General features: G+C 42.0%; 26 protein-coding genes. 13 read left to right on the top strand and 13 right to left on the bottom strand.

Annotation, left to right across the window (positions count from 1 at the left end):
* Positions 1–66 precede the first annotated feature (66 nt).
* The gene (locus RE474_RS06225) at positions 67–1,071 is read left to right on the top strand and encodes an NOG1 family protein (RefSeq protein ID WP_309312101.1); all 1,005 of its coding nucleotides are present in this window, start codon (positions 67–69) and stop codon (positions 1,069–1,071) included.
* Positions 1,072–1,077: 6 nt separating this feature from the next.
* Here RE474_RS06225 and RE474_RS06230 read toward each other — a convergent pair whose 3' ends face one another.
* The 6 genes from RE474_RS06230 to RE474_RS06255 form a co-directional block, all read right to left on the bottom strand.
* Positions 1,078–2,199, bottom strand: coding sequence for a pyridoxal phosphate-dependent aminotransferase (locus tag RE474_RS06230; RefSeq protein ID WP_309312102.1), 1,122 nt, complete (start codon positions 2,197–2,199; stop codon positions 1,078–1,080).
* A gap of 14 nt (positions 2,200–2,213) precedes the next feature.
* A complete protein-coding gene (gene hxlB, locus RE474_RS06235; protein ID WP_309312103.1) occupies positions 2,214–2,822 on the bottom strand; it encodes a 6-phospho-3-hexuloisomerase in 609 nt (202 codons plus the stop codon).
* Positions 2,823–2,839: 17 nt separating this feature from the next.
* Complete coding sequence (locus tag RE474_RS06240; RefSeq protein WP_309312104.1) at positions 2,840–3,364, bottom strand: hypothetical protein; 525 nt, start codon at positions 3,362–3,364, stop codon at positions 2,840–2,842.
* Between the two features lie 17 nt (positions 3,365–3,381).
* Positions 3,382–3,744, bottom strand: a complete 363-nt coding sequence (locus RE474_RS06245) for a DUF2073 domain-containing protein (protein WP_309312105.1) — start codon at positions 3,742–3,744, stop codon at positions 3,382–3,384.
* A 5-nt stretch (positions 3,745–3,749) separates the two neighbouring features.
* Positions 3,750–4,385: an Era-like GTP-binding protein gene (locus RE474_RS06250; RefSeq protein WP_309312106.1), complete on the bottom strand. Its 636-nt coding sequence runs from the start codon at positions 4,383–4,385 to the stop codon at positions 3,750–3,752.
* Positions 4,386–4,519: 134 nt separating this feature from the next.
* On the bottom strand, positions 4,520–5,518 hold the full coding sequence (locus RE474_RS06255) for a PhoU domain-containing protein (protein ID WP_438861588.1): 999 nt from the start codon (positions 5,516–5,518) through the stop codon (positions 4,520–4,522).
* A 111-nt stretch (positions 5,519–5,629) separates the two neighbouring features.
* Between RE474_RS06255 and RE474_RS06260 the strand changes: the two genes are divergently transcribed.
* Positions 5,630–6,115, top strand: coding sequence for a hypothetical protein (locus RE474_RS06260; RefSeq protein ID WP_309312107.1), 486 nt, complete (start codon positions 5,630–5,632; stop codon positions 6,113–6,115).
* On the opposite strand, the gene RE474_RS06265 is transcribed toward RE474_RS06260, so the two are convergent.
* Positions 6,080–6,547: a hypothetical protein gene (locus RE474_RS06265; protein ID WP_309312108.1), complete on the bottom strand. Its 468-nt coding sequence runs from the start codon at positions 6,545–6,547 to the stop codon at positions 6,080–6,082. The genes RE474_RS06260 and RE474_RS06265 overlap by 36 nt on opposite strands.
* A gap of 335 nt (positions 6,548–6,882) precedes the next feature.
* Between RE474_RS06265 and RE474_RS06270 the strand changes: the two genes are divergently transcribed.
* Positions 6,883–7,809: a UbiA family prenyltransferase gene (locus RE474_RS06270; protein ID WP_309312109.1), complete on the top strand. Its 927-nt coding sequence runs from the start codon at positions 6,883–6,885 to the stop codon at positions 7,807–7,809.
* A gap of 4 nt (positions 7,810–7,813) precedes the next feature.
* Here the strand turns inward: RE474_RS06270 and RE474_RS06275 are convergent, their stop codons facing one another.
* From RE474_RS06275 to RE474_RS06290, 4 genes are all read right to left on the bottom strand, one after another.
* A complete protein-coding gene (locus RE474_RS06275) occupies positions 7,814–8,599 on the bottom strand; it encodes a helix-turn-helix transcriptional regulator (protein WP_309312110.1) in 786 nt (261 codons plus the stop codon).
* 245 nt (positions 8,600–8,844) lie between these two features.
* Positions 8,845–10,461 carry a bifunctional phosphoribosylaminoimidazolecarboxamide formyltransferase/IMP cyclohydrolase gene (gene purH, locus RE474_RS06280; RefSeq protein ID WP_309312111.1) on the bottom strand — a complete coding sequence of 539 codons (1,617 nt, stop codon included), beginning with the start codon at positions 10,459–10,461 and terminating at the stop codon, positions 8,845–8,847.
* 52 nt (positions 10,462–10,513) lie between these two features.
* The gene (locus RE474_RS06285) at positions 10,514–12,424 is read right to left on the bottom strand and encodes a phosphoadenosine phosphosulfate reductase domain-containing protein (protein ID WP_309312112.1); all 1,911 of its coding nucleotides are present in this window, start codon (positions 12,422–12,424) and stop codon (positions 10,514–10,516) included.
* 394 nt (positions 12,425–12,818) lie between these two features.
* Positions 12,819–13,613, bottom strand: a complete 795-nt coding sequence (locus RE474_RS06290; protein WP_309312113.1) for a CRISPR-associated protein Cas4 — start codon at positions 13,611–13,613, stop codon at positions 12,819–12,821.
* Positions 13,614–13,769: 156 nt separating this feature from the next.
* On the opposite strand from RE474_RS06290, the gene RE474_RS06295 reads away from it, so the two are divergent.
* From RE474_RS06295 to cyaB, 5 genes are read left to right on the top strand one after another with little or no spacing between them, the layout of a single operon-like run.
* Positions 13,770–14,510 (top strand): helix-turn-helix domain-containing protein, encoded by a 741-nt coding sequence (locus RE474_RS06295; protein WP_309312114.1) that lies wholly within the window; start codon positions 13,770–13,772, stop codon positions 14,508–14,510.
* Between the two features lie 33 nt (positions 14,511–14,543).
* Positions 14,544–15,593, top strand: a complete 1,050-nt coding sequence (locus RE474_RS06300; protein ID WP_309312115.1) for a hydroxymethylglutaryl-CoA synthase — start codon at positions 14,544–14,546, stop codon at positions 15,591–15,593.
* A gap of 10 nt (positions 15,594–15,603) precedes the next feature.
* Entirely contained in the window at positions 15,604–16,776 is a 1,173-nt protein-coding gene (locus RE474_RS06305; RefSeq protein ID WP_309312116.1) for an acetyl-CoA acetyltransferase, read from the top strand.
* Positions 16,777–16,781: 5 nt separating this feature from the next.
* Positions 16,782–17,186, top strand: a complete 405-nt coding sequence (locus RE474_RS06310; protein ID WP_309312117.1) for a Zn-ribbon domain-containing OB-fold protein — start codon at positions 16,782–16,784, stop codon at positions 17,184–17,186.
* Positions 17,180–17,710 carry a class IV adenylate cyclase gene (cyaB, locus tag RE474_RS06315; RefSeq protein WP_309312118.1) on the top strand — a complete coding sequence of 177 codons (531 nt, stop codon included), beginning with the start codon at positions 17,180–17,182 and terminating at the stop codon, positions 17,708–17,710. The genes RE474_RS06310 and cyaB overlap by 7 nt, the downstream gene beginning before the upstream one ends.
* 33 nt (positions 17,711–17,743) lie before the next feature.
* Here the strand turns inward: cyaB and RE474_RS06320 are convergent, their stop codons facing one another.
* Together RE474_RS06320 and metG are read right to left on the bottom strand one after the other, a co-directional pair.
* Positions 17,744–18,415, bottom strand: coding sequence for a hypothetical protein (locus RE474_RS06320; RefSeq protein ID WP_309312119.1), 672 nt, complete (start codon positions 18,413–18,415; stop codon positions 17,744–17,746).
* Positions 18,416–18,815: 400 nt separating this feature from the next.
* Positions 18,816–20,855, bottom strand: coding sequence for a methionine--tRNA ligase (gene metG / locus RE474_RS06330; protein WP_309312121.1), 2,040 nt, complete (start codon positions 20,853–20,855; stop codon positions 18,816–18,818).
* Positions 20,856–20,992: 137 nt separating this feature from the next.
* On the opposite strand from metG, the gene sppA reads away from it, so the two are divergent.
* The 5 genes from sppA to RE474_RS06355 all read left to right on the top strand — a co-directional run bounded on the left by sppA (position 20,993) and on the right by RE474_RS06355 (position 25,901).
* Positions 20,993–22,222: a signal peptide peptidase SppA gene (gene sppA, locus RE474_RS06335; RefSeq protein ID WP_309312122.1), complete on the top strand. Its 1,230-nt coding sequence runs from the start codon at positions 20,993–20,995 to the stop codon at positions 22,220–22,222.
* An 86-nt stretch (positions 22,223–22,308) separates the two neighbouring features.
* Positions 22,309–22,710 (top strand): metal-dependent hydrolase, encoded by a 402-nt coding sequence (locus RE474_RS06340; RefSeq protein ID WP_309312123.1) that lies wholly within the window; start codon positions 22,309–22,311, stop codon positions 22,708–22,710.
* A gap of 92 nt (positions 22,711–22,802) precedes the next feature.
* Positions 22,803–24,026: a COG1361 S-layer family protein gene (locus RE474_RS06345; protein ID WP_309312124.1), complete on the top strand. Its 1,224-nt coding sequence runs from the start codon at positions 22,803–22,805 to the stop codon at positions 24,024–24,026.
* Between the two features lie 7 nt (positions 24,027–24,033).
* Positions 24,034–25,236, top strand: a complete 1,203-nt coding sequence (locus tag RE474_RS06350) for an ABC transporter permease (RefSeq protein ID WP_309312125.1) — start codon at positions 24,034–24,036, stop codon at positions 25,234–25,236.
* A complete protein-coding gene (locus RE474_RS06355) occupies positions 25,236–25,901 on the top strand; it encodes an ABC transporter ATP-binding protein (RefSeq protein WP_309312126.1) in 666 nt (221 codons plus the stop codon). The genes RE474_RS06350 and RE474_RS06355 overlap by 1 nt, the downstream gene beginning before the upstream one ends.
* Positions 25,902–25,907 lie beyond the last annotated feature (6 nt).

A 25,907-nucleotide genomic window follows, 5' to 3' on the forward strand; every position in this document is an offset into this window, starting at 1 on the left:
AAGATTCTATTTATAGGAATAGGGATTTATATGTTGAAGTGATTTGAAGCCACGACAGGAAGAAACATGATCTTTGAGAAAATTAATACAGTCCAGACATCCGAGGAATTACTTGACAAGGCGTTTAGAAGAGCAACCAGAGCCATGTCCGGAAAGACTATCAGTGGAAGAAAGACAGCAATTGAGGCTAACGAATCAATGATGCTGACTGCTGGTAACATACTCACGGATAACCTGAAGAACATCGTTAGAAGATTCCCTACTTTTGAGAATCTGCCACCTTTCTATTACGAACTTGCAGATGTTATGGTAGGCGTTGACGATATGAGAAAATCCCTGAGCAGGCTTGACTGGGCCAGCGCAAAGATACATGAAGTAACAAGGGATCATGTTGGCAAGATCAGAAAAGCAAGAGAACCTATGTCAGTCAGAAAACAGTGTTTTGGAAGATTATCATCCATTATGCGCTCAATTGACAAAGATCTGTTATTCCTCAACGAATCACGCAATAAGCTCAGAAAACTGCCTTCAGTAAATGATGAGCCGACCATTGTTGTTGCAGGATACCCGAATATTGGAAAATCCAGTTTTGTTACAAAGGTTACCGGAGCGACACCTGAGATAGCTCCTTACCCCTTTACCACAAAAGGAGTATCAATAGGACATTTCTTTGTTGACAATGACAGGTATCAGGTAATGGATACACCGGGTCTTCTTGACAGACCAATGTCAGAGCGCAATGAAATTGAACTTCAGGCAATTACAGCTCTTAAGAATCTCGATGCTGTTGTCCTCTTCATTATTGATGCAACTGAAACATGCGGATATGAGATAGAGGATCAGAAACGCATGCTTGAAGAAGTTCGCAGTGGATTTAACTTGCCGGTTCTCGTAGCAGCTAACAAGGCAGACTTACCACAGTTCAGGGATCTTGATTTTGTTGATATGAAAATGTCAACTGCTACCGGAGAAGGCATCGAAGAAGTTACTTCAACACTTATAGAGATGGTCAAAAAAGCTATCGCAGAAAAAGAAGTAGTTGAAGAAAATGAGATAATGGATGACTATTAAAAGTCATCACAATACTTTTTCCATTATATCAAGAGCTTGTTTTAAGTTGTCCATGGATGAAGCGTAGGAAAGGCGTATGTGTCCTTCTCCGCGGTCACCAAAGGCAGTACCGGGAACAACTATTACCCCGTTTGATATTAATTTTGAAGCGATTTCTCCTGATGTAGTTCCCTCTGGAACTTCAGGGAAAGCATAAAACGCACCCTTTGGAGATTCACATTTAAGTCCGATTGAGTTCAGACCTTCGACAAGCATATCCCTGCGAGCCTTGAACTCATCACGCATTGCATAGACAGAATCCATCGGGCCTGAAACTGCTGCGTATGCAGCCTTCTGGGCAATGGAATTAGCACATGCCTGCACATACTGGTGGACCTTGATCATCTGCTCGGTATATTCCTTCCTTGCAGCAACGTAACCAATCCTCCATCCAGTCATAGAGAATGTCTTGGACACTGCATTGATTGTGATCACATTGTCTGTGAACTGGGCAGGACTGACATGTTCACCTTCGTAGATGAAATGCTCGTACACTTCATCGGAGATTATTGTTATATTATGGTCATCTGCAATCTCTGCAAATGCTTTCATGTCACTTTTGCTCTGCACGGCACCGGTGGGGTTTGCAGGGGAATTAATGATGACAGCTTTTGTCTTCGGAGCTATATTTTCCATTACAACATCAGGACTTATTGTAAGATCGTCTTCAAGAGGCAGAGGAGTTACAGTTCCACCCATGATATGTACAAGAGAATTATATGACACAAAACCCGGATTTGCTATCAGCACATTATCTCCCGGATCTACCAGGGATGCCATTGCAAGCTCCAGAGCCTCTGAAGCACCTGATGTGACGATAATCTCATTTGGTGAAACTTCAAAATTGTTCTGATCTTTGAACTTGGAACTCAAAGCCTGAAGAAGTTCAGGAATTCCCGGTCCTGCTGTGTAACCTGTAAAACCTTCATTGATAGCATCTATAGCAGCCTGCTTAATATGCTGCGGAGTATCAAAATCCGGCTGTCCAAGACCAAGATTAATAGAATTTGGACCTGCACCCTCAAACATCTTTCTTATACCGGAAATATCTATACACAGAACCCTCTGTGCGAACTTCGAATCAGGCATGTTATCACTTAATTTTATTCAATATTTGTGTGTCTTGACTTGAGATCTTCTTCTGAAGCGCCGGTTATGAAGATAAGCTCAGCAATAACACCATCAAGGAAAACACTTGAAGAGGTTTCAAAAGAAGTACCAAGAGGAGTAAGATAAGTATATTCACCGCGCATGTGACGTTCAACATAGCCACCTGCGTCATCCTTTGACCTTCCCGGAAGAACTATTGTTGTATCGGATAGCTCCCCAAGAACGGATTCCTTGTTGGATGTGATGGTAACAAGTTTTGCACCTATCTCTTTGGCAACTCTTCCAAGGTTTGCAATGGAACGGGTCTGGCCTGAGCCTGAGATCGCTATGACAACATCATCCTTGCTGACAGCAGGAGTTGTGGATTCACCGACTACATGGGATGCGAGTCCAAGGTGCATAAGTCTCATGGCAAATGCCCTTCCTACAAGACCTGAACGTCCTGCACCCATGACAAAGACACGCTTTGCAGCCATTATGTCCTCAATCATCTGTATGACAGAATCCCTGTCAAGTTTATTTGCCATATTTTCAAGGTGCTCAGCCATCAATAAAATAGAAGAAGTTAAGTATTTACATTCAGATAAGTGGATTTCTTTCATAAGAGTTCCTCAATAAATCAATCAGAAATTATGATATCACTTTGTTTTTCTTTTGCATCATCCTTATAATTGATGCCTTTAAGCTTCCAACCTTCAATATTACTCAACTCTTCATACAAACGCATGATGTCAGAGTCATCTCCGGTCCAGTAGCAGTCTAAGATAGTGTCCTTGTCTTTAAGTTCTTCGGTGATAGAACCTGCAAGATGAAAAAGAGCTTTTTTGCTGGAAAAAGGAACATTGAAAGTTGTCCTGTAGCCGTTTTTTGATTTTGCATACGACACGAGGACGTAACCGTGGCTTTCATATTCCATTATTTCGTCAAAATCACATATGAGTTCAAGTTCATGGACAGCCGAATTGTCAATGTTGGATATACCAAGAAGTATCTGTCCTATGACTATATCCGGTGCCTGCCTTCCAAACCATATGGAGATTTTACCGTAGGTACAAACTACGTTCACATCATCTCTCCCCATCTCAAAAGAAGAAAGGGAGAGATTAGGTGATATTTCATATTCTTTACTTGATTTCTGACCCATTTATTGCTTCACGCAAATTACTTGTTTGTGGAAATAAGTGCACTGATCATATTGCGATCCTTTTTCAGGGTCTTTAACTGATCAGCAGGTCCGATTACAGTCAGACGTGACTTAAGAGCATTCTTTTTGAGGATCTTTCCTATGAAAGAGGTGTCCACTTCTGACGGGTAACTTTCCATCTCGATACCGGAAAATCCGTCAGGCTCAATAAGAGTCATTGTCATCTCAATAAGGCTTGCCTCCTCTTCAGGACTCAAACCTTTTTCAAGGACCAGTATCTTTCCGCTTTTTACCTCATCAATAATAAACCTGACCTTTTCCACAGGTGACATCTGGGATAATCTGTGCTCTGATACAAGATCCATCTGGAAGCCCTGCATTGCGATCACCCGAACCTCTTTGCAAGTTCTTCGTAGAATGTTTCTACGTTCTTACCTTCCAGGGCAGATATTGAAACCATTGGATGCTGTGGGAAAGCATCCCTGATAGTTGAAGGAGAAGCTTCCGGAAGATCCACCTTGTTGGCGACAATAAGAAGTGGAAGACTCCTTGCTTCCATATTACCAATAACAGTCACATTGACCTGGGTGAACGGATCCTCAGTTGCGTCCATAACAAGAATTACACCATCAAGGTTCTCAAGCCATTTAACAGCTTCAATGACACCTTCTGTGGCTTCCTTTGCACGCCTTTTGGATTCTGCTTCGTCCATACCCTGTTCCATGAACTCATGGAAATCGATCTTTGTGGCAAGTCCGGGAGTATCAATAATATCAAGAGTAATGGAATTTCCGTTGGTCTTGATAGTCACACCTTCTCTGCGTCTTGCGCGTCTTGTTTCGTGAGCAATGTGTGATACAGATCCCATTGCATCGCCGGTCCAGTCTCTTAATATCCGGTTAGCAAGGGTAGTCTTTCCCGCATTAGGCGGGCCGTATATTCCAATTCGGGCATTCTGCTTTTTGAACAGTTTTTTAAATAGGTCTGAAAAATTCCTCTTGAACGATCTGATTACGCCCATTCATTCCCTCCGTGAAGTAGCATTATATTTTATTATGGATAATTTTAGTAGTATAAACACTCATTGACATATAATTTTTATTATCTGAATCTGTAAATTGTCTGTTTTTATCATATTCAGGCTATCTTTTTGAATTATATGTTCTTCGACATTGCAGAGTTTATAGCAATTTCAGCTATATTTGAGCCGTAATCACCTGTTCTGTCAATACTGTCAACAACTGTACCAAGGGCAACTACAGCTCCGTAAGATTTTATCTTGAGAATAGAAGCATTTAACTTGTTGATCATAGGAGACATGCGGGCAACCCTGTCAATAACCTGGTTTGCAAGCCCGACATCAGAATTATAAAGTGCATCTATTGCATCCTCTACAACCTTTCTGGAGAGCTCAGATGTCGATTCTATCATTTCCATAATATCATCGGGAATTGGTTCGTTAAGGGCGGTTGTAACCTTTGCGATCTTACGTGCGTGATCTGCTATACGCTCAATAGGACCTGCTGCCATCCTGAGGTCATGATATTCATCAATCGAGGTCTCTGCCGCATCAGGAAGCCTTGCACCACGTAATATTGCACGGAACTGTTTTGAGATCAATAAAAATAGCCTGTCAACATCATCATCCCTCTGGTCAACATCAAGTGCAAGATCCGCATCAAGTGTCTTGATGGCTTTTATTGCATCAATGTGCATGGAATTAGAGATTAGATACATTCTCCTTACACTCTTTTTTATGGATATTTCATCAGGGTTCAGAAGATCCTGAATGACCACCTTTTTAGCAGTTTCCTCTATGATCTCAGGTCCAATAAGCTTGTAACACATACTGCGAATAATATTCTTCTGTTCCGCCAGGATCCTGTCTGCTTTTACCTCAATAATGTCAGAACCTGCAAGATAAGCTGCTATCATATCCCTTGTCAGGGCATCACCCATAAGCCCGCTAACATCTATCTGGATCTTCCTCACCGGAGGAGCATCATGTATAGGATCAAGTACCAGTTTACCATCTGGCTGGGGCTGTAAAGTGACTCTACTTCCTGTTTGTATGCCAACTTTGTCTGCCCAGGTTTTTGGAAGAGAAATAATATATGTGGAACCACCTGTTTGCTGAACTTTTCTGGTTTCTATTGAAATCCCTCATTTATGTTATAGATTACTTGAATATATAGAACACAAGGTAATATATAGGCACTTCCCTTTGCATAAAAATATATATTTGAGATTATACAATATAGGGCTATGAGAAATTTGAAAATAAAACCGGATGATATGAAGCTTTTGAGAAAAATAATGCCATTTATATGTCTGGCTATACCCTGGGAAGTTTATTTTTATTCTGCGTATTCCCAGGGGTGGGGAATCAAATTCTCTGTATTCTATGCTAATTTTGACATAATTTACGGAACGATCTTTGTCGGCATAATCAAGCAGATGAAACTACTCTCAATGGGTGGATTCCTGCCATCTGTAAGGACACTTGGATGGGTTATTGCATCTTTTGCCTGTATAGGACTGGCTGCCTATGAACTCTTCAAAGACAATATCGAGATAGATATAGATACAAAGACTGCGGGTTACATACTCATATTATGCGGTATCCTTTCACTGATAAGTTCCCTTGCAGTATGGAACAGCAGTTTCAAAACACTTCCAATAGCTCCTCTCTTTTTTTGGGTGTTCGGATACATTTTATTGCAAGCCGGAAGAAATGACACAGTCGATTGAATTGATCCGGACTTTAATATTTGCAGGAGTCATTTTTCTGGAGGATATTATCAATGCAGCAAAAGACATCCATTCTATCATGATAGCTACCATTATGCGTGGTCCGTTTACATGAAGTGGAAGTTTTTTTACCTCATAAAGCAACCGGGAAGAGAAAGAGGATAAAAAAGACCTGTCAAACGGATATACAGACTGCAGGACATCAACTATATAGTTGCTTATGGAAGTAATAATTTCCCCATTTTCCGAACCTTTCAGACAAAAATGCAATGACAGGCCACAAATATTTGAATTGTAATGAGGAGCTACACACCTGTTTCTCAAAGCTAAATTGCACATGGGAGCCATATGCAAATCCAGAATATCATCGCCATATACCACTATACCATAATCCTGATGAATAAAATGGCAGATTTCAATGGTGTTACTCATATCTGCCAACTTTGCAAGTATGCTGTAAAATGAAACTAGTCGTATATATAGTAGATTTTCACTAATAATAGATTGATAGACCTTTTTTTAGCACTGGTATAAGCATCAGTTACAAAAATTATATATACTTTAATATTAATACCATAATAATTATAGAAGTTTACAAAGATGAAGCCATCCCAGGCATTCATAATATAGGTACAAACAAATAGTGCAGGCCTTTTATAGCTGGTTTGTATTTTGGTCTGTATGATTATAGCTTTGGCTTTAGTAGTTTAATAGTATAATCTTATACTCAAAAAATAATATTAGATGGTTTGAGTCCTTTTATTGATATGAACTCGAACTGCACAATAGCTCTCCCGGGTCTTTCAGTAAAGAAATACGAACAAAAGTACAGCCAGCCACGCATTAATCCATCTCCTACTATCAATCTTCTCAAAAGTTCCATACTGGTCTCATTTTCAGGTGCATTAAGAATACATATTGCATTCCTGTTGCTCCATATACAGTCTGTCTTTTTGAATTGCCTTGCAGGAGGACTGATCATTTACGCAGTCTACACTTTAGACAGGGCATTGGATTCTGAAGAAGATCTGGCCAACAGGCCTGAATTGAAGGGAGCTTCGAAGAAGACTGCCCTGATAATTTCGCTCATCTGCTTTTTGATCGGAGCTGCAATCCTTACGGTAAATGGTCTTACATTCTTCGCTTTTCTCCCTCTTGTCACAGGTTATCTTTACAGTAAAGGTGCCAAAATCGGTAAATTCAATCTCAAGCTAAAAGGCGGACTTGGAATGAAGAATATTGTTGTCGGCACAACATGGGGAGCATTCATAGCAGGCATTGCCGGCATCTATGCAACCGATATGTTTGCACCTGTAATAGTTTTCCTTTATTTTGGCCTCAAGCTCTTTGTTAATTCCGCCATATATGATTTCAAGGACATAAAAGGCGACACTCTGGCAGGAATTAAAACACTACCAGTAGTACTCGGACAGGAAAAAGCTAAGATAATGTTATTCAGCTTGCATACACTATCCCACATAATACTATTAACGTCCATAATTACAGGAACACTGGCGTTTGAACCTGTAATACTTGCTTACAGTTTCATTATCGGACTGCTGTACATTAAGAACTTTGCAGAGCCTGTGGAGGTTGAAACGAAGAACAGACTTGCCAGAAGGCTGTTCATGATAGATGGTGAGTCAACCACCATAGTCGGACTCAGGACAATTGCAAGCGGACTACTAGCCTGAAAAATCAAATAGATGTGACCTTGCGGGATTTACCCTGGTAATAATCGAAAAGGTCACTTCCCCATTTTAATGCAGCCTGGTCATACCCTACAATATCATCCCTCGGGTCATAGGTGTCAGGATTGAAGAACAAGGACATGGAGAAGAATACATCAGTAACTACGAAAGCAAGCTTTACATCATCTATTACATGAAGCTCGGTTTTTGGAGCATCCAAATAGAACTTCAGTTTTTCACGGTGCTCATCCCTCACCTTTTGAAACACATTTTCAGTCAATATCAAGGAGGTCGGTACATCCTTTTTGGCAAGTTCCACTACAAAATCAGGATATGTTGGTATGAATATTGAGGATACTCCTTTGATAGTTGTCGATTTGAGAAGATTTTCCACAAATATTTTGTGGGATTCGTAGATATTCTCTATGCTACCTGACACGACATTGCATTCTTTCAAAGCTATGAGATCGTTGAGCAAATGCTGGGGTATATCACCCAGATAATGTTCTACCCAGAAAGATTCATTTTTCTCTATTGTTTCAATAATATCCAGAAAAGGTCTGAAATGGTGGATTATAGCTTTTCCAATAGGGGTAATCTGATAGCCTTTTTCTGTTTTTTCAATCAGGTTGTGTTCCAGCATTTCTTTAATTCGTGGGGAAATTTCCGGAGAGGATACGTTAAAATAATCTTTGATATCGGATAATGTACATGATTTTTCTTCAAGCAGGAATAGTATGTCCTTCCTTTTTTCCGAAAATGTCAGTATACTTAAAAGCCCCTTAGACTTCAATTTTCCACCTCAATATATATTGATTATGTATCCAACCAACCAATAAGCAAAACGCAACTAATTAATATAAAAGTTAGTTAATGATTTATAAGTGTTTTCGCGTAAAAAGTAGCAGAAGATAATTTTTACAAATAAAATATAAATTTTAATTGCTATGATTATAAACTTTAATCAAAAGAAAAATGCAAAAACATAATCCGGTGGTAAATAAAGAAAACTTAACATAAAAAAGAGAGAGAAACACTTCAATGTAAGAAGTGTCTCATTCCGGTGAATACCAATGATACGCCCAATCTGTTAGCCGTATCAATGACTTCCTGATCCCTGATGGAACCTCCGGGTGAAAGAATATACATTATACCATTTTCTTCTGCATGCACAACACTGTCATCGAATGGGAAAAATGCATCAGATGCCATTACACATTTTGCGAATACATCATTGCAGTAATCCTCGTATGACATGTCAGTAATCTCACGGTCATACATCACCTTAAGATTTTCACGTGCCTTTGTTGCAGCAAGTTTCCTGATGGAATCTACCCTGTTTGGCTGTCCTGCACCCATTGAGAGCATCATGTAGCAGCCATCGGTATACTCAAACGCAAGAGTAACTGCATTTGATTTCACACATTTGCATGCATGCATGGCAAACTCAGAAACTGCGCGAAGGTCTTCAGGATATGGAGTTTCAGTTACGCAGTCCCATTTGTCATAGATACCTACATTGCGGGACTGTTCCAGTATGCCGCCGATAACGAACTTATAGGTATTCTCAACCTCAAATGGTTCGTTCATTTCAGGCAATTCAAGCAAACGGAGATTTGCACTCTTGTTCTTAAGATATTCAAGAGCATCCGGCTCAAATCCAGGAGCAAGGATTATTTCAACAAATTTACCATTGAGGAATTCTGCTGCCTGAAGACTAAAAACAGTATTGGTGCAGATTATGCTTCCGTATGCGGATATTGGATCGCCGTCCCATGCTGCGCCGAGCGCCTGCAAAAGTGTGTTGCCGGTTGCAAGACCACATGGATTGTTGTGCTTTACAATTGCCACTGCCGCATTGGAACAGGATAATTCCTTAACGGTCTGGAGGGCATTGTCAGCATCAATATAATTGTTATAGGAAAGTTCTTTTCCATGAAGCTGCTTTGCATTGGCAAGTGAAGGGCCGGTTATGCCATCCTCTTTATAGAACTTAGCAGCCTGGTGCCAGTTCTCTCCATATCTGAGGGTAACTCCGTCCTTGTAACTGAGGCGCAGTACTTCTTCACCAAGAAGTTCCTTACTAAGATATGTGTCTATGGTGGCATCGTAATCGGCTGTGTGCCTGAAAGCCTTTACAGCAAGCACTTCTCTTGTCTTCTGGGACACGACGCCTGTGGAACGGATCTCTTTTAGAACATGACCATAATCATCAGGGTCGCATACAACACTTACATAACGATAATTCTTAGCTGCCGACCTGAGCATCGCAGGTCCGCCAATGTCGATATTTTCAATAGCTTCATCAAGCAATACGCCTTCTTTTGAAACTGTGATCTCAAAAGGATAAAGGTTGACTACTACAAGGTCTATCATTTCTACTTCTGCTTTCTGGGCCTCTCCCATATGGTCATGGTCATCTCTTATACTGAGAATTCCACCATGGATCCTTGGATGGAGAGTCTTAACCCTGCCGCCCATCATTTCAGGGAAGCCCGTGACGTCTGAAACGTCCATGACCTCAATACCTGAGTCACGAAGTATACGGGCAGTTCCGCCGGTAGAGATGATCTGTATATCCAGTTTTTCGAGTCCACGAGCAAAATCTACAATTCCGGTTTTATCAGAAACGCTGAGCAGTGCTCTTTTTACCAAAAAATCACCGTATTAAAGAGGTGAATATATACTAAAAGGTTTCTGGTTGGAATCAGGAATTGAATTTGACAACAGGACAAACACTTATGCACTGACCACAGTGTGTACATCTGTCATTAATGATAGCAAGTCCCTTTTTTATTTTTACGGCACCTTCTGGACATTTACCAACACAGACCCCGCAGCCACTGCAAAGAAGAGCCCTTCTGACAGAAAGTTCAACCCTTCTCATGAGCCTGCGCGCAGACTTGTCAGAATCACTTCTGGCAGTTACGCTACCTGAAGCAAACACCTGGGCACGGTCTTCATCTTCAGTTACCATCGCAACACCTTCCATGTAGGAGGTGTTTCCAACTGCTTCCAGCATTCCAGTGAGTTCCAGCCTGTTAATGTCAACAGAACCATCAAAGCCGCCTTCTGCGGATATTCCACCCTGCTTGCATGGACGATAACCAGTTGTCACAGCAAAATTGAGACTGTACTCATTCTTACTCTGTGGAATAAGATTGATTCCCTTTTTCTTTGCAATCTCTTTCAACGGAGCAGGCAGGTCCTTCCATCTCCAGAAACCGTGCTTAACCCAGTCCTCAGAAAGACCCATGCGTTCTGCATAGGAAAGCAGGTAATCGTTGAGCTTTTTCTCCATTTCAGGATGGGTTTCCCTGAGTCTGTAAAGGTCTGCAACGGAACATGATGGACATAGCCAGCACCCGATTCTGTCAAAACCTTCAGCGTAAAGCGGGTTGTAAAGCAGATCATTTTTGAAAATGTAAAGCCAGACATGCATTGCAGTCCAGTTCTGTATGGGAGCGGCTGCTACCTGGTTACCTACCCATGGATTCTTCCATACACGTTCGCTCTTTGCCCTGGTGTCTGATTCATACTTTCTTTGTCCGATGAAAGTGAGACAACCGTTATCGTAATTATCATTGATGATCTGGGTTATCGGCCCAAGTTTACAGACCTTACAGCACCAGCGGACCTCAACACTTGGAGGACCGAAACTGTCAACAGAATCCCAGAAAGCATTTCCAGAGTCCAGCATATTCAAAGGTTTACCATAAGCTTCTGCGACATCATGCACATTCTTTACGGTTTCCGGGAACTCAATGCCTGTGTCTGAAAACAGAAGGTCGTACTCATCAAGGCACTCACTTACAAGATGCAGAACCGCAAGACTGTCCTTTCCTCCTGAATAAGATACTGTGACCGGACGGTCTACTGATGAAGATACATTTTTAATGAATTTGTGGGAACGTTCAATGAAATCATTCATGTAGTTCTCATTAGCTTTTACAACATCGTCCCAGGTCTGTCCACCCTCAGGAACTGTAAGTGTAATATTAGCAGGATCTTCCTTGAACCTCACTTTTACTCCAACGCCCTTTCCTCTTTCGAGCATCTTTTCCCCGGTCATGCGGGTGCGGCCTACACCAAGGACTTTTCCTTCATGTGTAAGAACAACTACCTCTTCAGCTTCCAATATGGATGGGTCAGCATCCTTTATACCAGGAGCAAGCACACTGGAACCACCCAATATGAACTTCTCAGCACCTGCGTCTATCATAACCCAGTTACTCAGGGTTTTATAATCCACATTACCAAATATGCGCCTTGCACCATTCATCCTCAGAAGAAGGGTCCATTTAAGCTGCTCAAGCTCAAAACGTATGCTGCCTATGACCTCACCGTCTACAATAACCTCTTCCATGCGGTCGTCATAGGGAGATTTGTTAAGTACTACTGTGCGCTGGTCTGTGATAAGCGGTGCATTGAACTGTTCAACAGAAATCTTATTGATAAGCTCAATTTCATACGGAAAAGCAGGTCTGATGTCTCCTGGAGGAGTGATAGTTACCTGTTTGGTCTTTGCCCCGCAGGAGCATTCTTTTCCAAGTACAGGAACGTTACATGAAGGGCACCAGTAAAGGAGCAGTTCGCCGAGGTAAAGAGGTTTGGACATTCTGTCATCCTAGATATTTAAGTCTTAAATGCTTTTTGGCAAATTCGGCTCTATCAAAATTCTACCACTATGATCTATCGTATATTAGGAATAACTTGAATGAGACCGGCGAGGCCGGCACTTTCCTATAAAACAAAACAAAGTTATGTACAAATACATTGTAATTTCTTATCGCATGGTTTCTTTTAGATTTACCTGTATAAATGTAATAAATTCTGGAAAGCAGCATATGAATACACCGCCTTCGGCGGATGGTTACTTTGTATTAGATTACAGGTTGTTTTTGTGGAATAAAAAATGAGCAACATTTGTGTCACTCATATTTACATGAATTCTACAGAGCCCAAAACCCAGAATCTGAAATTTAGATCATCTGATCCTCTGATTCAATGGCTCAGAAGAACTTTGAAGCAAGCGAGGCTTTCACATTGCACATCTCTGAAAATTCACAACTGGAGCACAGTGCACTCTCATTTTTATCCGGCATCTTGCCATCCTTGATCTGCCTTGCACGGCTGATTGCTTTTAAGACCTGCCTGCGGTCATTTGAATGAATATTGGCCTTTCTGAAATGACCCGACTTTGCATATATAACAAGACCGGATTTTACAGGAATTCCGTGGGTTTCTTCCGCAAGCATAGCAAGAGAAGTAATATGCAGCCGGTCATTGTTCCAGACACCATTTTCAGGCGCTTTGGATGTTTTTATCATCACGGGAACAAACGAATCATTCATGTTGAGAAGTCTGTAAGGAACGCCTGTCACATTCAGTTTTTCAGAATGGAGATATGGTTCATTATCAGATGAGGATATCAGGTCTGCAATTATGGATATTTCGGATATTTCCGTGTCTTCAATCTGCTCAGTAAGATTCTGCTGAATCTCTGCCAGATAAGAACGGACAGTTTCTGCAAGTTCACTAATTTCTTCTGCCGTAACACCTGCCATCTCGTCAGGATAGATAATACTCAAATCATCCATTGTCTGCAAAAGCAGGGAATCAAAGTCTACAGATAACACATCGTCTTTTGACGAAGAGCTCTTCAACATATCAGAATACGTCATAGCCATTTCCTTTAATACAAGGTGCTCTATATAGCTTAGAGAGGAAGAATGGAACTGCTCGTGGCCGCGGCATGAATAATATAATTTCCTTGCACAGGAAAAATACATGGATAATTCGGACACGGTTATTTTTATTTTTTCGTTTTTAAGAAACATATTTTTATAGTTGATATATAACATACTATAAATAAAGAAATGTTTTGAATCGAAATGTATCGACAATAGACGAACTTGTATTCGTTAAATATATATGGTAATCTACCCTTAGGAATATAAAGCATGAGTGAAGACGAATCGCATGATATGGTTCGCCAGCGTCTTGCAGAAAAGATGGCAGGCGAGATAACGCTGTCTGAGAAGCCTGGCGAAGCCCTGAAAAAATGGCGATTGAACTTCGAGATCGCACAGACCGACCTTTCGGGTTATCTGAGTGTCTCACCTTCGGTCATCAGCGACTATGAGAGCGGCAGGAGAAAATCTCCGGGTACGCTAATTGTGAGCAGAATAGTCGATGCGCTCCTTGAGATTGATTCACAGAGGGGAGGACAGAAAATTCATGCTTATGAGGGGATACTTTTCGCAGACAAGAAGTCTAAGGCCATTTACGCCACCTACGAATACACATTTCCCATGCAGGTTGCAAAACTTGCCAATATCATTGAGGCAGACATCGTTAACAAAGGAATAGAGAAACCGCTTTACGGTTTTACTGTTGTCGACAGTAAAAAGGCTATTCTTGAACTTTCATCCCATGAGTTCCAGAAACTCTACGGATGGAGTACTGAACGTGCAATGATATTCACCAAGGTCACGACTGGAAAATCACCAATGGTCGCCATAAGGGTTACAAACCTTAAACCCGGGGCTGTTGTAATGCATGGCCTGCGAGGAAATGAAGTACATCTGATGGCTAAAAAAATGGCTGAGATTGACAGGATTCCCCTTCTCGCAACGACAATGGATATTGACGAAATGGTAGAAGCGCTGAAGAAATACAGCGAATACCATGTAATCGAGTAAATATCACTAAATACACATTTGAACGGTGTTAAGATGAGTGTAGGGATAGTCTCATATGGTGCCTATGTACCAAAATATAGAATTAAAGTGGAAGACATCGCCCGCGTATGGGGAGACGATGCAGAGATTCTCAAGTCAGGACTGATGGTCAATGAGAAAGCAGTTCCTGATGTTGATGAAGATGCAGCGACTATTGCAGTGGAGGCTGCAAGGGCTGCAGTAAACAGGTCAGACATAGATGCGCAGAGAATAGGTGCAGTATACACCGGTTCTGAAAGCCACCCTTATGCCGTAAAACCTACCAGTACTATTGTAGCAGAAGCAACTGGAGCAACTCCGGTGTTGACTGCAGCTGATTTTGAATTTGCCTGTAAGGCAGGAACCGCAGCGGTTCAGGCATGTATGGGTCTGGTAAGCTCAGGTATGATCGACCTTGGACTTGCTATCGGTGCCGATGTGGCACAGGGTGCACCGGGAGATGCACTTGAATATACTGCCGCAGCAGGTGGTGTAGCATATGTCATCGGTAACAAGGAATCTGAACTTGTGGCAATTATCGAAGACACATATTCATTTACAACTGATACACCTGACTTCTGGAGACGTGAAGGAATGCCATATCCTGAACACGGTGGAAGATTCACAGGAGAGCCAGGATACTTCAAGCACGTAACAAACGCTGCAAAGGGACTTCTGAACAAACTTGGCACAAAACCTGAAGATTACGATTATGCAGTATTCCACCAGCCAAACGGAAAGTTCCCAAGCCGTGCAGCCAAGATGCTTGGATTCAGCAAGGAACAGATTAAACCTGGGCTTGTAGTTCCAAGACTTGGAAACACATACTCAGGTTCATGTATGATGGGAATTGCAGCAACACTTGACCAGGCAAAACCGGGAGACCGTATCTTTGCAACCGCATTCGGTTCAGGTGCCGGTGGAGATGCTTTCAGCATAACAGTCACCGACAAGATAGATGAGATACGTGACAATGCACCGAAAGTCGAAGAGCTTCTTGCAGACCCGATCTATGTAGACTACGCAACGTACGCCAGGCATAAGGGTAAGATAAAGATAGCATGAGGTGTGGAAAATGAGAGATGTAGCAATCATAGGTGTTAAAAACACAAAATTCGGTGAATTGTGGGACCGCTCTTTCAGAGATGTTGTAGTTGAAGCCGGTGTAGGTGCTGTAAGTGATGCCGGTGTTGTAGGCGAGAAGATCGATGCAATGTTTGTCGGTAACATGAGCGGTGGACAGTTCGTAGAACAGGAACACATCGGTGCTCTAATTGCTGATTATTCAGGCCTTGCAAAGGATATTCATGTACCTTCAACCCGTGTTGAAGCTGCCTGTGCTTCAGGCGGACTTGCACTCAGGCAGGGAATTTATGCCGTAGCTTCAGGAATGGATGACATTGTTATCGCAGCCGGAGCCGAGAAGATGACAGATGTACCTTCTGCAAAGGCATCATCAGCCCTTGCAGCAGCAGCTGACAGGGAATGGGAAGGTATCATGGGTGCAACATTCCCGGGACTTTATGCAATGATCGCAAGGATGCACATGCATAAGTACGGAACCACAAGCGAACAGCTTGCACAGGTTGCTGTGAAGAACCACCAGAACGGTCAGCACAATCCTATAGCTCAGTACAAGACACCAATTACCGTTGATTCAGTACTGAAATCCATTATGGTAGCAGACCCATTACACATATTCGACTGCTCACCGATCACAGATGGTGCATCTGCTGTTGTGCTTGCACCCGCAGATATTGCACATGAGTACACAGACACTCCAATTTACGTAAAGGCAACTGCACAGGCATCAGACACCATTGCACTGCACGACCGCAGGGACATTACGACCCTTGATGCCAGTGTTGCAGCAGGAAAGAGAGCCTATGAAATGGCAGGCCTGCAGCCAAAGGACATTGACCTTGTAGAAGTCCATGACTGTTTCACAATTGCTGAAATATGTGCAATTGAAGACCTTGGCTTTGCTAAGAAAGGTGAAGGTGGAATTGTAACGCAGAACGGTGAGACTGCAATTGGCGGAAGGATACCTGTTAACACATCAGGTGGACTCAAATCATGCGGACACCCTGTCGGAGCTACCGGTGTAAAGCAGGCTGTTGAGATAGTCGAACAGCTTCGCGGAGAGGCTGGAAAGCGACAGGTTGACGGAGCAGAAATTGGAATGACCCACAATGTGGGAGGTTCCGGAGCGACTGCTGTTGTACACATATTCTCGAGGAACAGGTGATTATCATGTCCGTACCAAGATTTTGGAGAAAACAGATAGCCAGGTACAACCTTGTAGGTACACACTGTAAGAAGTGCGATGAATATTTCTACCCACCACGTAACATGTGTCCTGCATGCAGACGTGAAGGTGAGATAGAGGAGTACAAATTCTCCGGGAAAGGAGAAGTTGTGACGTACACTGTGATCCATACTGCTGCTGAAGGTTTTGAGAACCAGACACCTTATGTCCTCGCAATAATAAAACTGGACGAAGGACCAAGCCTTACAAGCCAGATAATATGTGACCCTTCAAATGTGAAAATAGGTATGAAGGTCAAACCTGTGTTCAGGAAGCTCGGACAGGCCGGAGAGCGTGGTATGATCTACTACGGTACTAAGTTCGTACCAGAAGTTGCAGATAAATGTTAGAAATAGAAGTTAAGACCCGTGCCGACCATCAGCAGGTAAAAGAGCAGTTGTCGGCCATGGGTGCTGTTTTTGTGGGTGTCCAGCACCACTGCGACACCTATTTTAATTCCCCGGACAGGGATTTTGCCAAAACGGATGAAGCACTTAGGATACGCTCCGTTGACGGCAGGTCGGTCATGACCTACAAAGGCAAAAAACTGGATACTCTTTCCAAAACAAGAGAGGAATTCGAGACCGAGGTAGACGGTGGAACAACCCGAAGCATCCTGCTTGCGCTCGGATTCTACGAATCCGGTGTTGTGAAGAAGACAAGAGATGTCTACAAGTACAAGTATATGACCATCTGCCTTGACAAAGTCAATGGACTTGGCGAATTCATGGAAGTAGAGATCGGTGCAGAATCTGATATCGAAACCCACCGAAAGAAGATATTCTCATTTTTGGAGAAGTTTGGAATTGGAGAAGAGGATTCCATCAGGACATCTTATCTTGAAATGGTTTTGGAAAAAACTCCCCTAAAGTAGCTACATTTATACCAACAATTTAAGGGTAAGTTGCTAGTTCAATGTAAGCACTTTATCTCTTATAAAACTCAAAAACTCTAGTATTTCTTTGTCATTCAAATCATTGAATTCCTCGTTCCCATGTGCTGCGAGTGAGCCGATCTTATAGTTTGCTCTAAGACTTATCTCAAAAGGGTGATTAATTAGGTTTTCTTGCCGAAGTGCAATTATTATTTGATCAAATTTTTGGGTGAATTCAACATTATTTTTCTTTGCAAATTCTTTTATCGTAGTTTCTAAAACAACTCTTCCATATATCCCAGCAGCTAACAAAAGCCCTTTATCATGAAACTCAAATGCCTGAGTTAGCATGTCACTAAAAACCAATAGTTCTCTTTGATAAAACTGATCATCTGTTAAACCCGATTTCAGTGCATCAAGTACAGCTTCGAGTAATCCAATTTTTCTTCGTACATATCGCCTATAATAACTATACTCACTCTCAAATTCGCCAATTTTTACTTTTATTTGATCGTAATCAGTATAAAAATGAGAGTCCTCTCCAAAGCGTATTAACAATATATTTTTAGCGGCAGAATTAAAACAGACTATGTCTCTTTGATACTCATTGTCCCAATAACTGCCTCCTGTGCCTAGTTTATGGATCATAGAATATCCGTGACGGATAATTTCCGCCAATTTAGTACAAATCAATTCATCACTCATCTTACCTTCCCAGTAGACATATGTCTATCTTGATATTCATTATACTCACTTTACTATATAGTAGTACCCAAAACAAAGAAAATAAGATGAGTAACTATAGAACATCTTAATCGTTTAACATAGATGAAAATAAGAACAGTTTTTGACAAATATTTTCTTAAAAACCTATCATTCATTCTCATCAACAGGAATCTCGAAACAGAATCAAGAGCCTCCCCACAGTTTACTTTCCACCCAGACCCTGCCATCGTGCATTTCAACGAACTTCTTTACAAGAGCAAGATTCCTTTTTTCCATTTCCATTTTGGTGACCTCAAGTAACCAATACAAATATAAAAAGAAGCAAAATCAAAATAAAAAACTTAAACGGGTGCAGGATGCACCCTACAAAAAAACAAAATTATCTGATGCAGGAACCTGGTCCCATTTCCTTATCAGTTGTCAGAAGAGAAACTCTCTCACCGGCATCTGCTGCAAGGAGCATTCCCTGTGACTCAACACCACAGAGCTTTACAGGTTTCAGGTTTACAAGCACATTCACGACCTTACCTATCATCTCTTCAGGCTCGTAGTGCTCTGCAAGACCTGCAACTACCTGTCTTGGCTCCTCATCTCCGATATCAACCTGGAGACGCAGGAGTTTCTTTGATTTCTTGATCTTCTCAGCGGTAACGATCTTACCAACCCTGATATCAAGTTTTGCAAAATCATCATATTCTATTTCGTCTTTGTATTCCATTATTTCTACTTCCTTTATGCCTGCTTCCTTTGCCATTGCAGCCTTTACACGTTTTGATGATATTGCTTCCATCTGTGCGATCTTGTCATCCTCAAGCTTTGTGAACAGGATCTCCGGTACATCAAGTTTTGTTCCGCTTACAACAGGAACTGTCGCTTCTTCGTATGTAACTTCATGGACATCTGAATCCATGCCGATCTGCTTCCATGCAACTTCCATGCTGCCTGGTGTCATTGGTTCGAACAGCAGGATAAGTGCCTTGGCAAGTTGTATGCAGTTCTTTACAACCTTTCCGCAGGCGTCCTTATCTTCTTTGATGAGCTTCCAGGGTTCATTTGACTGGAAGTATGAATTTCCGTATGATGCAAGAGCCATTGCAGTATCAGCAGCTTTCTTGAACTCATACTCGGAGTTTGCCCTGACAACCTCTTCAATTGTTGAATTGATCTTCTCTATGACCTCAGGGTCAATATCTCCCTCAGGGATCTCGCCGAAGTTCTTGAAAGCAAAGAGCAGGTTCCTGTACAGGAAATTACCCAATACACCAACAAGCTCGGTATTTATCTTATCCTGGAATATCTTCCATGAGAAGTTGACTTCCTTGGTGTGTGAAGTATAGCTTACAAGATAGTACCTGAGCAGATCCGGGTGGAAGCCATGGTCAAGATAATCTTCCTCAACCCATACAACATATCCACGGCTCTTGGAGAATGTCTTGTCCTCAATTTTCAGCATACCTGAAGCAACAACTGCAGATGGCTGACTGTAGTCCGCTCCTTTGAGCATTGCAGGCCAGAAAATACAGTGGTGATAGATGATGTCTCCACCAATGAAGTGGACGATCGGACAATCTCCTCTCCAGAACTTTTCCCAGTCGCCACCAGTTGCTTCTGCCCACTCTTCTGTGAAAGCCATGTAACCAATTGGAGCATCAACCCAGACGTAAACCACAAGATCATCGTGTCCAGGGAATCTTATACCCCATTCAAGATTCCTTGTGATACACCAGTCAGTAAGCTCCTGTTTTATCCAGCCCATTGCATAGTTACGTGCGTTCAGTGTGCCGCCAAGGTTCTCAAGGTGTTCCATGAGGAAGTCCTTGAATTCGGAAAGCTTGAAGAAAAAGTGTTCCTGTTCCTTATATTCAGCAGGGCCTTTACAAATAGTACAGGTGGGTTCCTTAAGCTCTCCAGGTTCCAGGTGTTTTCCACAACCCTGGTCACACTCGTCTCCACGTGCTTTTTCACCACAGTGAGGACATGTTCCTGCAACATACCTGTCTGGGAGGAAACGGTCACATTGAGGACAGTAAGCTATCTCGATTACCTTTGGATAAACATATCCTTTCTCAATAAGCTTGTCAACAATCTCGGTTGTTCGGTTGTGGTTCTCTTCATCATCGGTTGTTCCGAATGCATCAAAGTTCACACCCATCTTCTTGAAGACTTCATCAAAATGTGTATGGTACTGCTGCACAAGTTCCTTGGGTGTTGTACCAAGTTCCTCGGCATTTACCACGATAGGAGTACCATGGGTATCGGAACCACAGACAAATGTTGTTTCCTGTGAGTTCTTCTGGAGAGACCTCACAAAAATATCTGCGGGAATGTATGTTCTAAGGTGCCCCACATGCGCTTTTCCGTTCGCATACGGAAGACCACATGTCACAAGCACGGGTTTATCAGAAGGAATGTTTGACATTTAATTTCTCCACTAAAAATATGATCGATATATACTGTGTTGCATTGCGTGCAATTATAAAATATATTCGCTCGCAGGGCATAAGGCAAGGTTTTTGAATGTGCAAATACATTTTAGATGAGGGATGGAGCGAATAGATGAACGGAGATAATTCAGAAAAAAACACAGAGGATGATAGCGAATATCATCTTTACCCGTATAGTTATGATAAAAACGAGAGGGACGAGGTCCAGACCAGCGTCGTATCCGAAGAGGATTCACCTGTTATAGCCGAAGTTTCTGAACCTGTTCAGGAAGAAGTCGTAAACCAGGTAGATAAGGGTACTTTAAACGACACTGAGAGTGGTGAACCTGTAAATGCTGCTCCTGAAACACCTGTCAGGGAAACAAAAGCAGAACCTGCAACGAGAGTCGGAACAGGTTATTATGATCCACCCCGTGAAACTCCTGTCGTTAAAAAGAAAAAAAGCCGCAAATGGCAGTATATTGCCATTGTACTGGTTCTCCTATTCGTTATCGGTATAGGTTTTGCAGCTATTTACCAGTCATTCAACGGCAATCTTTACTCTTCAAACGATAAGATCGCTGTAATTTACATAGAAGGAACCATGGTTACAAGCAGTGTACCTGGTGGACTTGGTTACGCAAGCTCCGAAGAGATCTCTGATAATATCAGAAAAGCCCTGAAGGATGAAGATGTGAAAGCCATAGTATTGAGAATCAACAGTGGTGGAGGATCTTCAACAGCTGGTGAAGAGGCATATGAAGAAGTTAAAAAAGCAAGTGAAAGCGGCGTACCTGTTGTAGTTTCAATGGGAAGCACAGCGGCAAGCGCAGCCTACCACCTTTCATCACCAGCAGACCTGATAGTTGCTAACCCGTCAACAATGACCGGAAGCATAGGTACTATATGGCAATTCCAGAACCTGTCAGAATACTATGACAAGGAAGGTGTGGAATATTATATTGTAAAATCCGGTGAGTTCAAGGACATGGGAAATGCTGCAAGAGGACTTTCTGACGATGAGAAGGAATACGCCAACAAGGTTGTAGCAGAAGTTTACAGCAATTTCGTTGCTGATGTGGCAGAAGGCAGGAATATGAGCATTAGCGAGGTGAAAAGCCTTGCAGATGGTAGGATATACACAGGAAGAGAAGCAAAGGAGCTCGGACTTGTAGATGAACTGGGTAATTTCTATGATGCCATTGACATGGCAGCAGATCTTGCAGGAATAGATGATCCAACAATAGTCTACATGAACAAGCCAACACTTTCAAGCCTGCTTTTCGGCTCTGAGTCTGACGCAGCTGAAACCGCAGAACTGGTGTATTACTACGAAGACAGCCCATTCGGTTATTTAACCTGATGTAAATGCCCTTCACACCTTTTCATTTAGGACCAGCCTTTCTTCTCGGAGAAGTCTTTGAGAAAAAGGTCAATCTTTTTTCTATTTTGATTGGAAGTATCATAATTGATGTTCGTGCAACCTACTGTCTGTTTGCAGGCTGTCGTCCTTTGCACGGCCCACTTCATACATTTCTGGCTGCAACTATCGTAGGACTACTACTTGCATGGCTCATTTATTCTCAAAGAACGTGGTTGCAGAAAGTTAGTGATATACTGAGAGTTGAACAGAGTTACTCATTTAATTCAATCATAATTGGTTCAATTATCGGAACCTGGAGTCATGTGATTCTGGATTCACCACTGTACACGGACATCACTCCACTCTGGCCTCTATCAGCCAATCCATTACTCTGGATTTTGAGTTCCGGAACAATATATGCACTATGTGCTGTCTCATTTTTACCTGCAATTGCAATATTCATTCACAGATACAGAAATCGAGTTTAGATAGCTTATACAAAACTCCTTACAAAAAGTATAAGTCAATTTGAGCCAGACTTATACTATAAAATAAAAGTTATTTCGAGAGGGAGTTACCAATGCTCGGGAGCAAATTTCTCAAATCCATGTTGGTTTTATTAATAATTTGTATTCTATGCACATCATGTCCTGCTTTTGGTCTTGAGCAGGTAAGGACTGACAAACTCGACATACTTGCAGCAGAGGTCTCACCTCAACCAGTAAGACCTGGAGAAGAACTGCTTGTAAAAGTGAGTGTTGCAAACTATGACGATACAACTGTCAGCAATATCATTCTTGATGTCGAAAACCAGTTTCCTCTCATTCTCAGGTTCTCTGAAAAAGAGTATGGTGTAAAGAGCATTTCCAATAGCAGTTTCAGAATAGATAGGATCAGCTCAAACGGAAATGTTGAGATCAATTACAATTTCCTCATCGACCCTGAAGCAAGGACCGGAACATATCATGTTACGTTCAAACTCTCAGATGGAAATGATGTTTTTGTCACAAGGACAATCTCCATCGAAGTAGAGGGCACACCTGAAATTGCCCTCATGAACTCTTCCTTCTCAAAGACAGGAATCTCTCCCGGAGATGACTTCATCCTATACACTACCGTTGCAAGTGTCGGAAGTGGAAATGCCAAGAACATAAAAATTAGCCTGCAAATTGAAGATGTACCGGGTCTTGTCGCTGTTAACGATAACAGTGCCTTCATTCACACGCTCGATGCAGGGGAAGAAAAAGAGATAGCATTTGAGCTAAGTCTTGGAAAAGATGCTGAAATTACATCATACAATATCCCTATTTCTATAAGGGCGGTTGATGATACTGAAAGTTTGAATATAAGTTCAGTGGAGACAATCGGTTTTGATGCTAAAGGCAAAGCAAAGATCGATATTGCAAATGTCAAAAATAGTCCTACAATGCCTGTAAAAGGAGAGGAACTAACCCAGATAATCAGAATAGAGAATGTAGGTGAAGGCGAAGCGAGATCTGTTAAGGTCAGCCTTGTGGGACTTGACATGTCAGGAACAAAAGAAGCCTTCATCGGAAAACTTGATGCAGATGATGATGCCCCTGCAACTTTTTCATTTATCCCGGGCAAGAGCGGTGATCAGGATTACACGGCCTTAATCGAATATGAAGATGACTTTGGGAATCACACCGTAGAACAGAAACTCACCATGAATGTAACAGGCACTTCTCCATATCGAATATTGCTGGTGATAATTGTGCTGCTGGCTCTTGGATATGTAGCCTATACTTTCAAGGACCGTCTCAAATTTAAGAAACCGGAATGAGTAGAACATGTTTGAAAAAGCAAAGGTCTCATTTTTCCTTGCATCAAAATCTATACTCAGAGGAAATAGAGGAATCGCTTTTTTCACTATCATAGTCCTGACACTGGTGTATATTCAACTTGTTTTCTTTTCCAGTGTCATAGGCGGTGTGACACTGAAATTCAACGATGTGCTTGTGGACTACCAGACAGGAAACATCGTTATTGAGCCTGCACAGGATGAAGCCTACATAACAAATGTCGATGCCCTGAGCAAAAAGATAGAACACATACCTGAAGTCATGGGCGTTTCTCCCCGGCTGCGGCTGAAAACCAGCGTATCTTACAAAGAAAAAGAAGTTGGTGCCACAATCTATGGCATTGACCCACAAGAAGAGGAACTTGTAACTGATTTCTCATCTGCTATGGTTGAAGGAGAATTCATAAGCAAGCTGGACAGGGGGGAAATAGTACTTGGCAGGGAAGTATCAGGAGGATATGGAGCAGTAATGCAGACCAGATCCCTTGAAGATGTGGAAGTTGGCGACATTGTAACTGTCCTGATAAATGGTCAGGAAATGAATTTCAGGGTCAAAGGAATTTACAGTACTTTGTTTTTTATGTCTGATTCTTCGGCTTTTGTAAACATTGCAGACCTTGAAGAGGCACTTAATGCAGATAATAAAGCTCAGGAGATTGCTATCAAACTTAAGGATGGATCAGATGAAGATGTTGTGATGAATGAGATCCTGTCCCTCGGAGTAAAGGAAGAAGTACGCTCGTGGACTGAATTTGCCGGCATCCTGCAGATAATAGAAGGCACGTTATCCATGGTGAGAAATATCTTCACAGCAGTTGGTCTTATTGTTGCCTTTGTTATCATTTTCGTGGTCATTTTTGTCAACATCGTAAGCCAGAAAAGACAAATTGGTGTTCAGAAAGCCATCGGAATAGAAGAGGAAGTGATAATTGCATCCTTTGTACTGCAGGCGATGTTCTATGCTTTTATTGCGATGGTCATTGGATATTCCCTAATGCAGTTTGTCATAACCGGATATACTCAGGCACATCCCATCAGCGCTCCAATCGGTAATGTCAGCCTTGACCTCAGCAATTCAGAAGCTGTAATTCGTGCCATGATGCTCTTCATAGCAGCAGTACTTGGCTCCTTGATACCATCCTACCAGATGACAAAAAGAAGTCTTCTCGACCTTATATGGAGTTCTAACTGATGATTGAGGCTAAAGATATCAAAAGAACTTTCCTGATGGGAAAAGTGGAAGTACAGGCCTTGAAAGGTGTCAGTCTGAACATTGAGAAAGGAGAATTTATTGCCATTGTTGGCCCAAGTGGTAGCGGCAAGACAACAATGCTCAACCAGCTTGGAATTCTTGATACACCCACATCAGGAGAGATCATTATTGACTCTACAAACATATCGGAACTTACCGACAGGGAGAAGATCAGATTCCGGCTCAATAACCTTGGATATGTGTTCCAGGATTATGCGCTCATTCCCACTCTTACAGGTCTTGAAAATGTGTATCTTCCACTGATGATGCAGGGTCATCCACAAAAAGAGCTGGAAGAAAAGGCAACGAATATACTGGAAGCCGTGAGCCTTGCAGATAGAATGCATCATCTCCCATCTGAAATGAGCGGTGGGCAGCAGCAAAGAGTTTCGATTGCAAGAGCACTGGTGCATGAGCCGAAAATCCTTTTTGCCGATGAACCATGCGCCAATCTTGACAGTACGGCATCCAGACAGGTGCTCGAGCTTTTCAGCAACTTCAACAAAAAGAACCAGCAGACCATCGTCATGGTCACCCATGAGGAGTGGCATCTGGATTATGTTGACAGGGTGATTACTCTAAAGGATGGTCTGCTTGCAGATTGAATTGTG

The sequence above is a fragment of the Methanolobus sediminis genome (assembly GCF_031312595.1).
Taxonomy (GTDB): Archaea; Halobacteriota; Methanosarcinia; order Methanosarcinales; family Methanosarcinaceae; genus Methanolobus; species Methanolobus sediminis.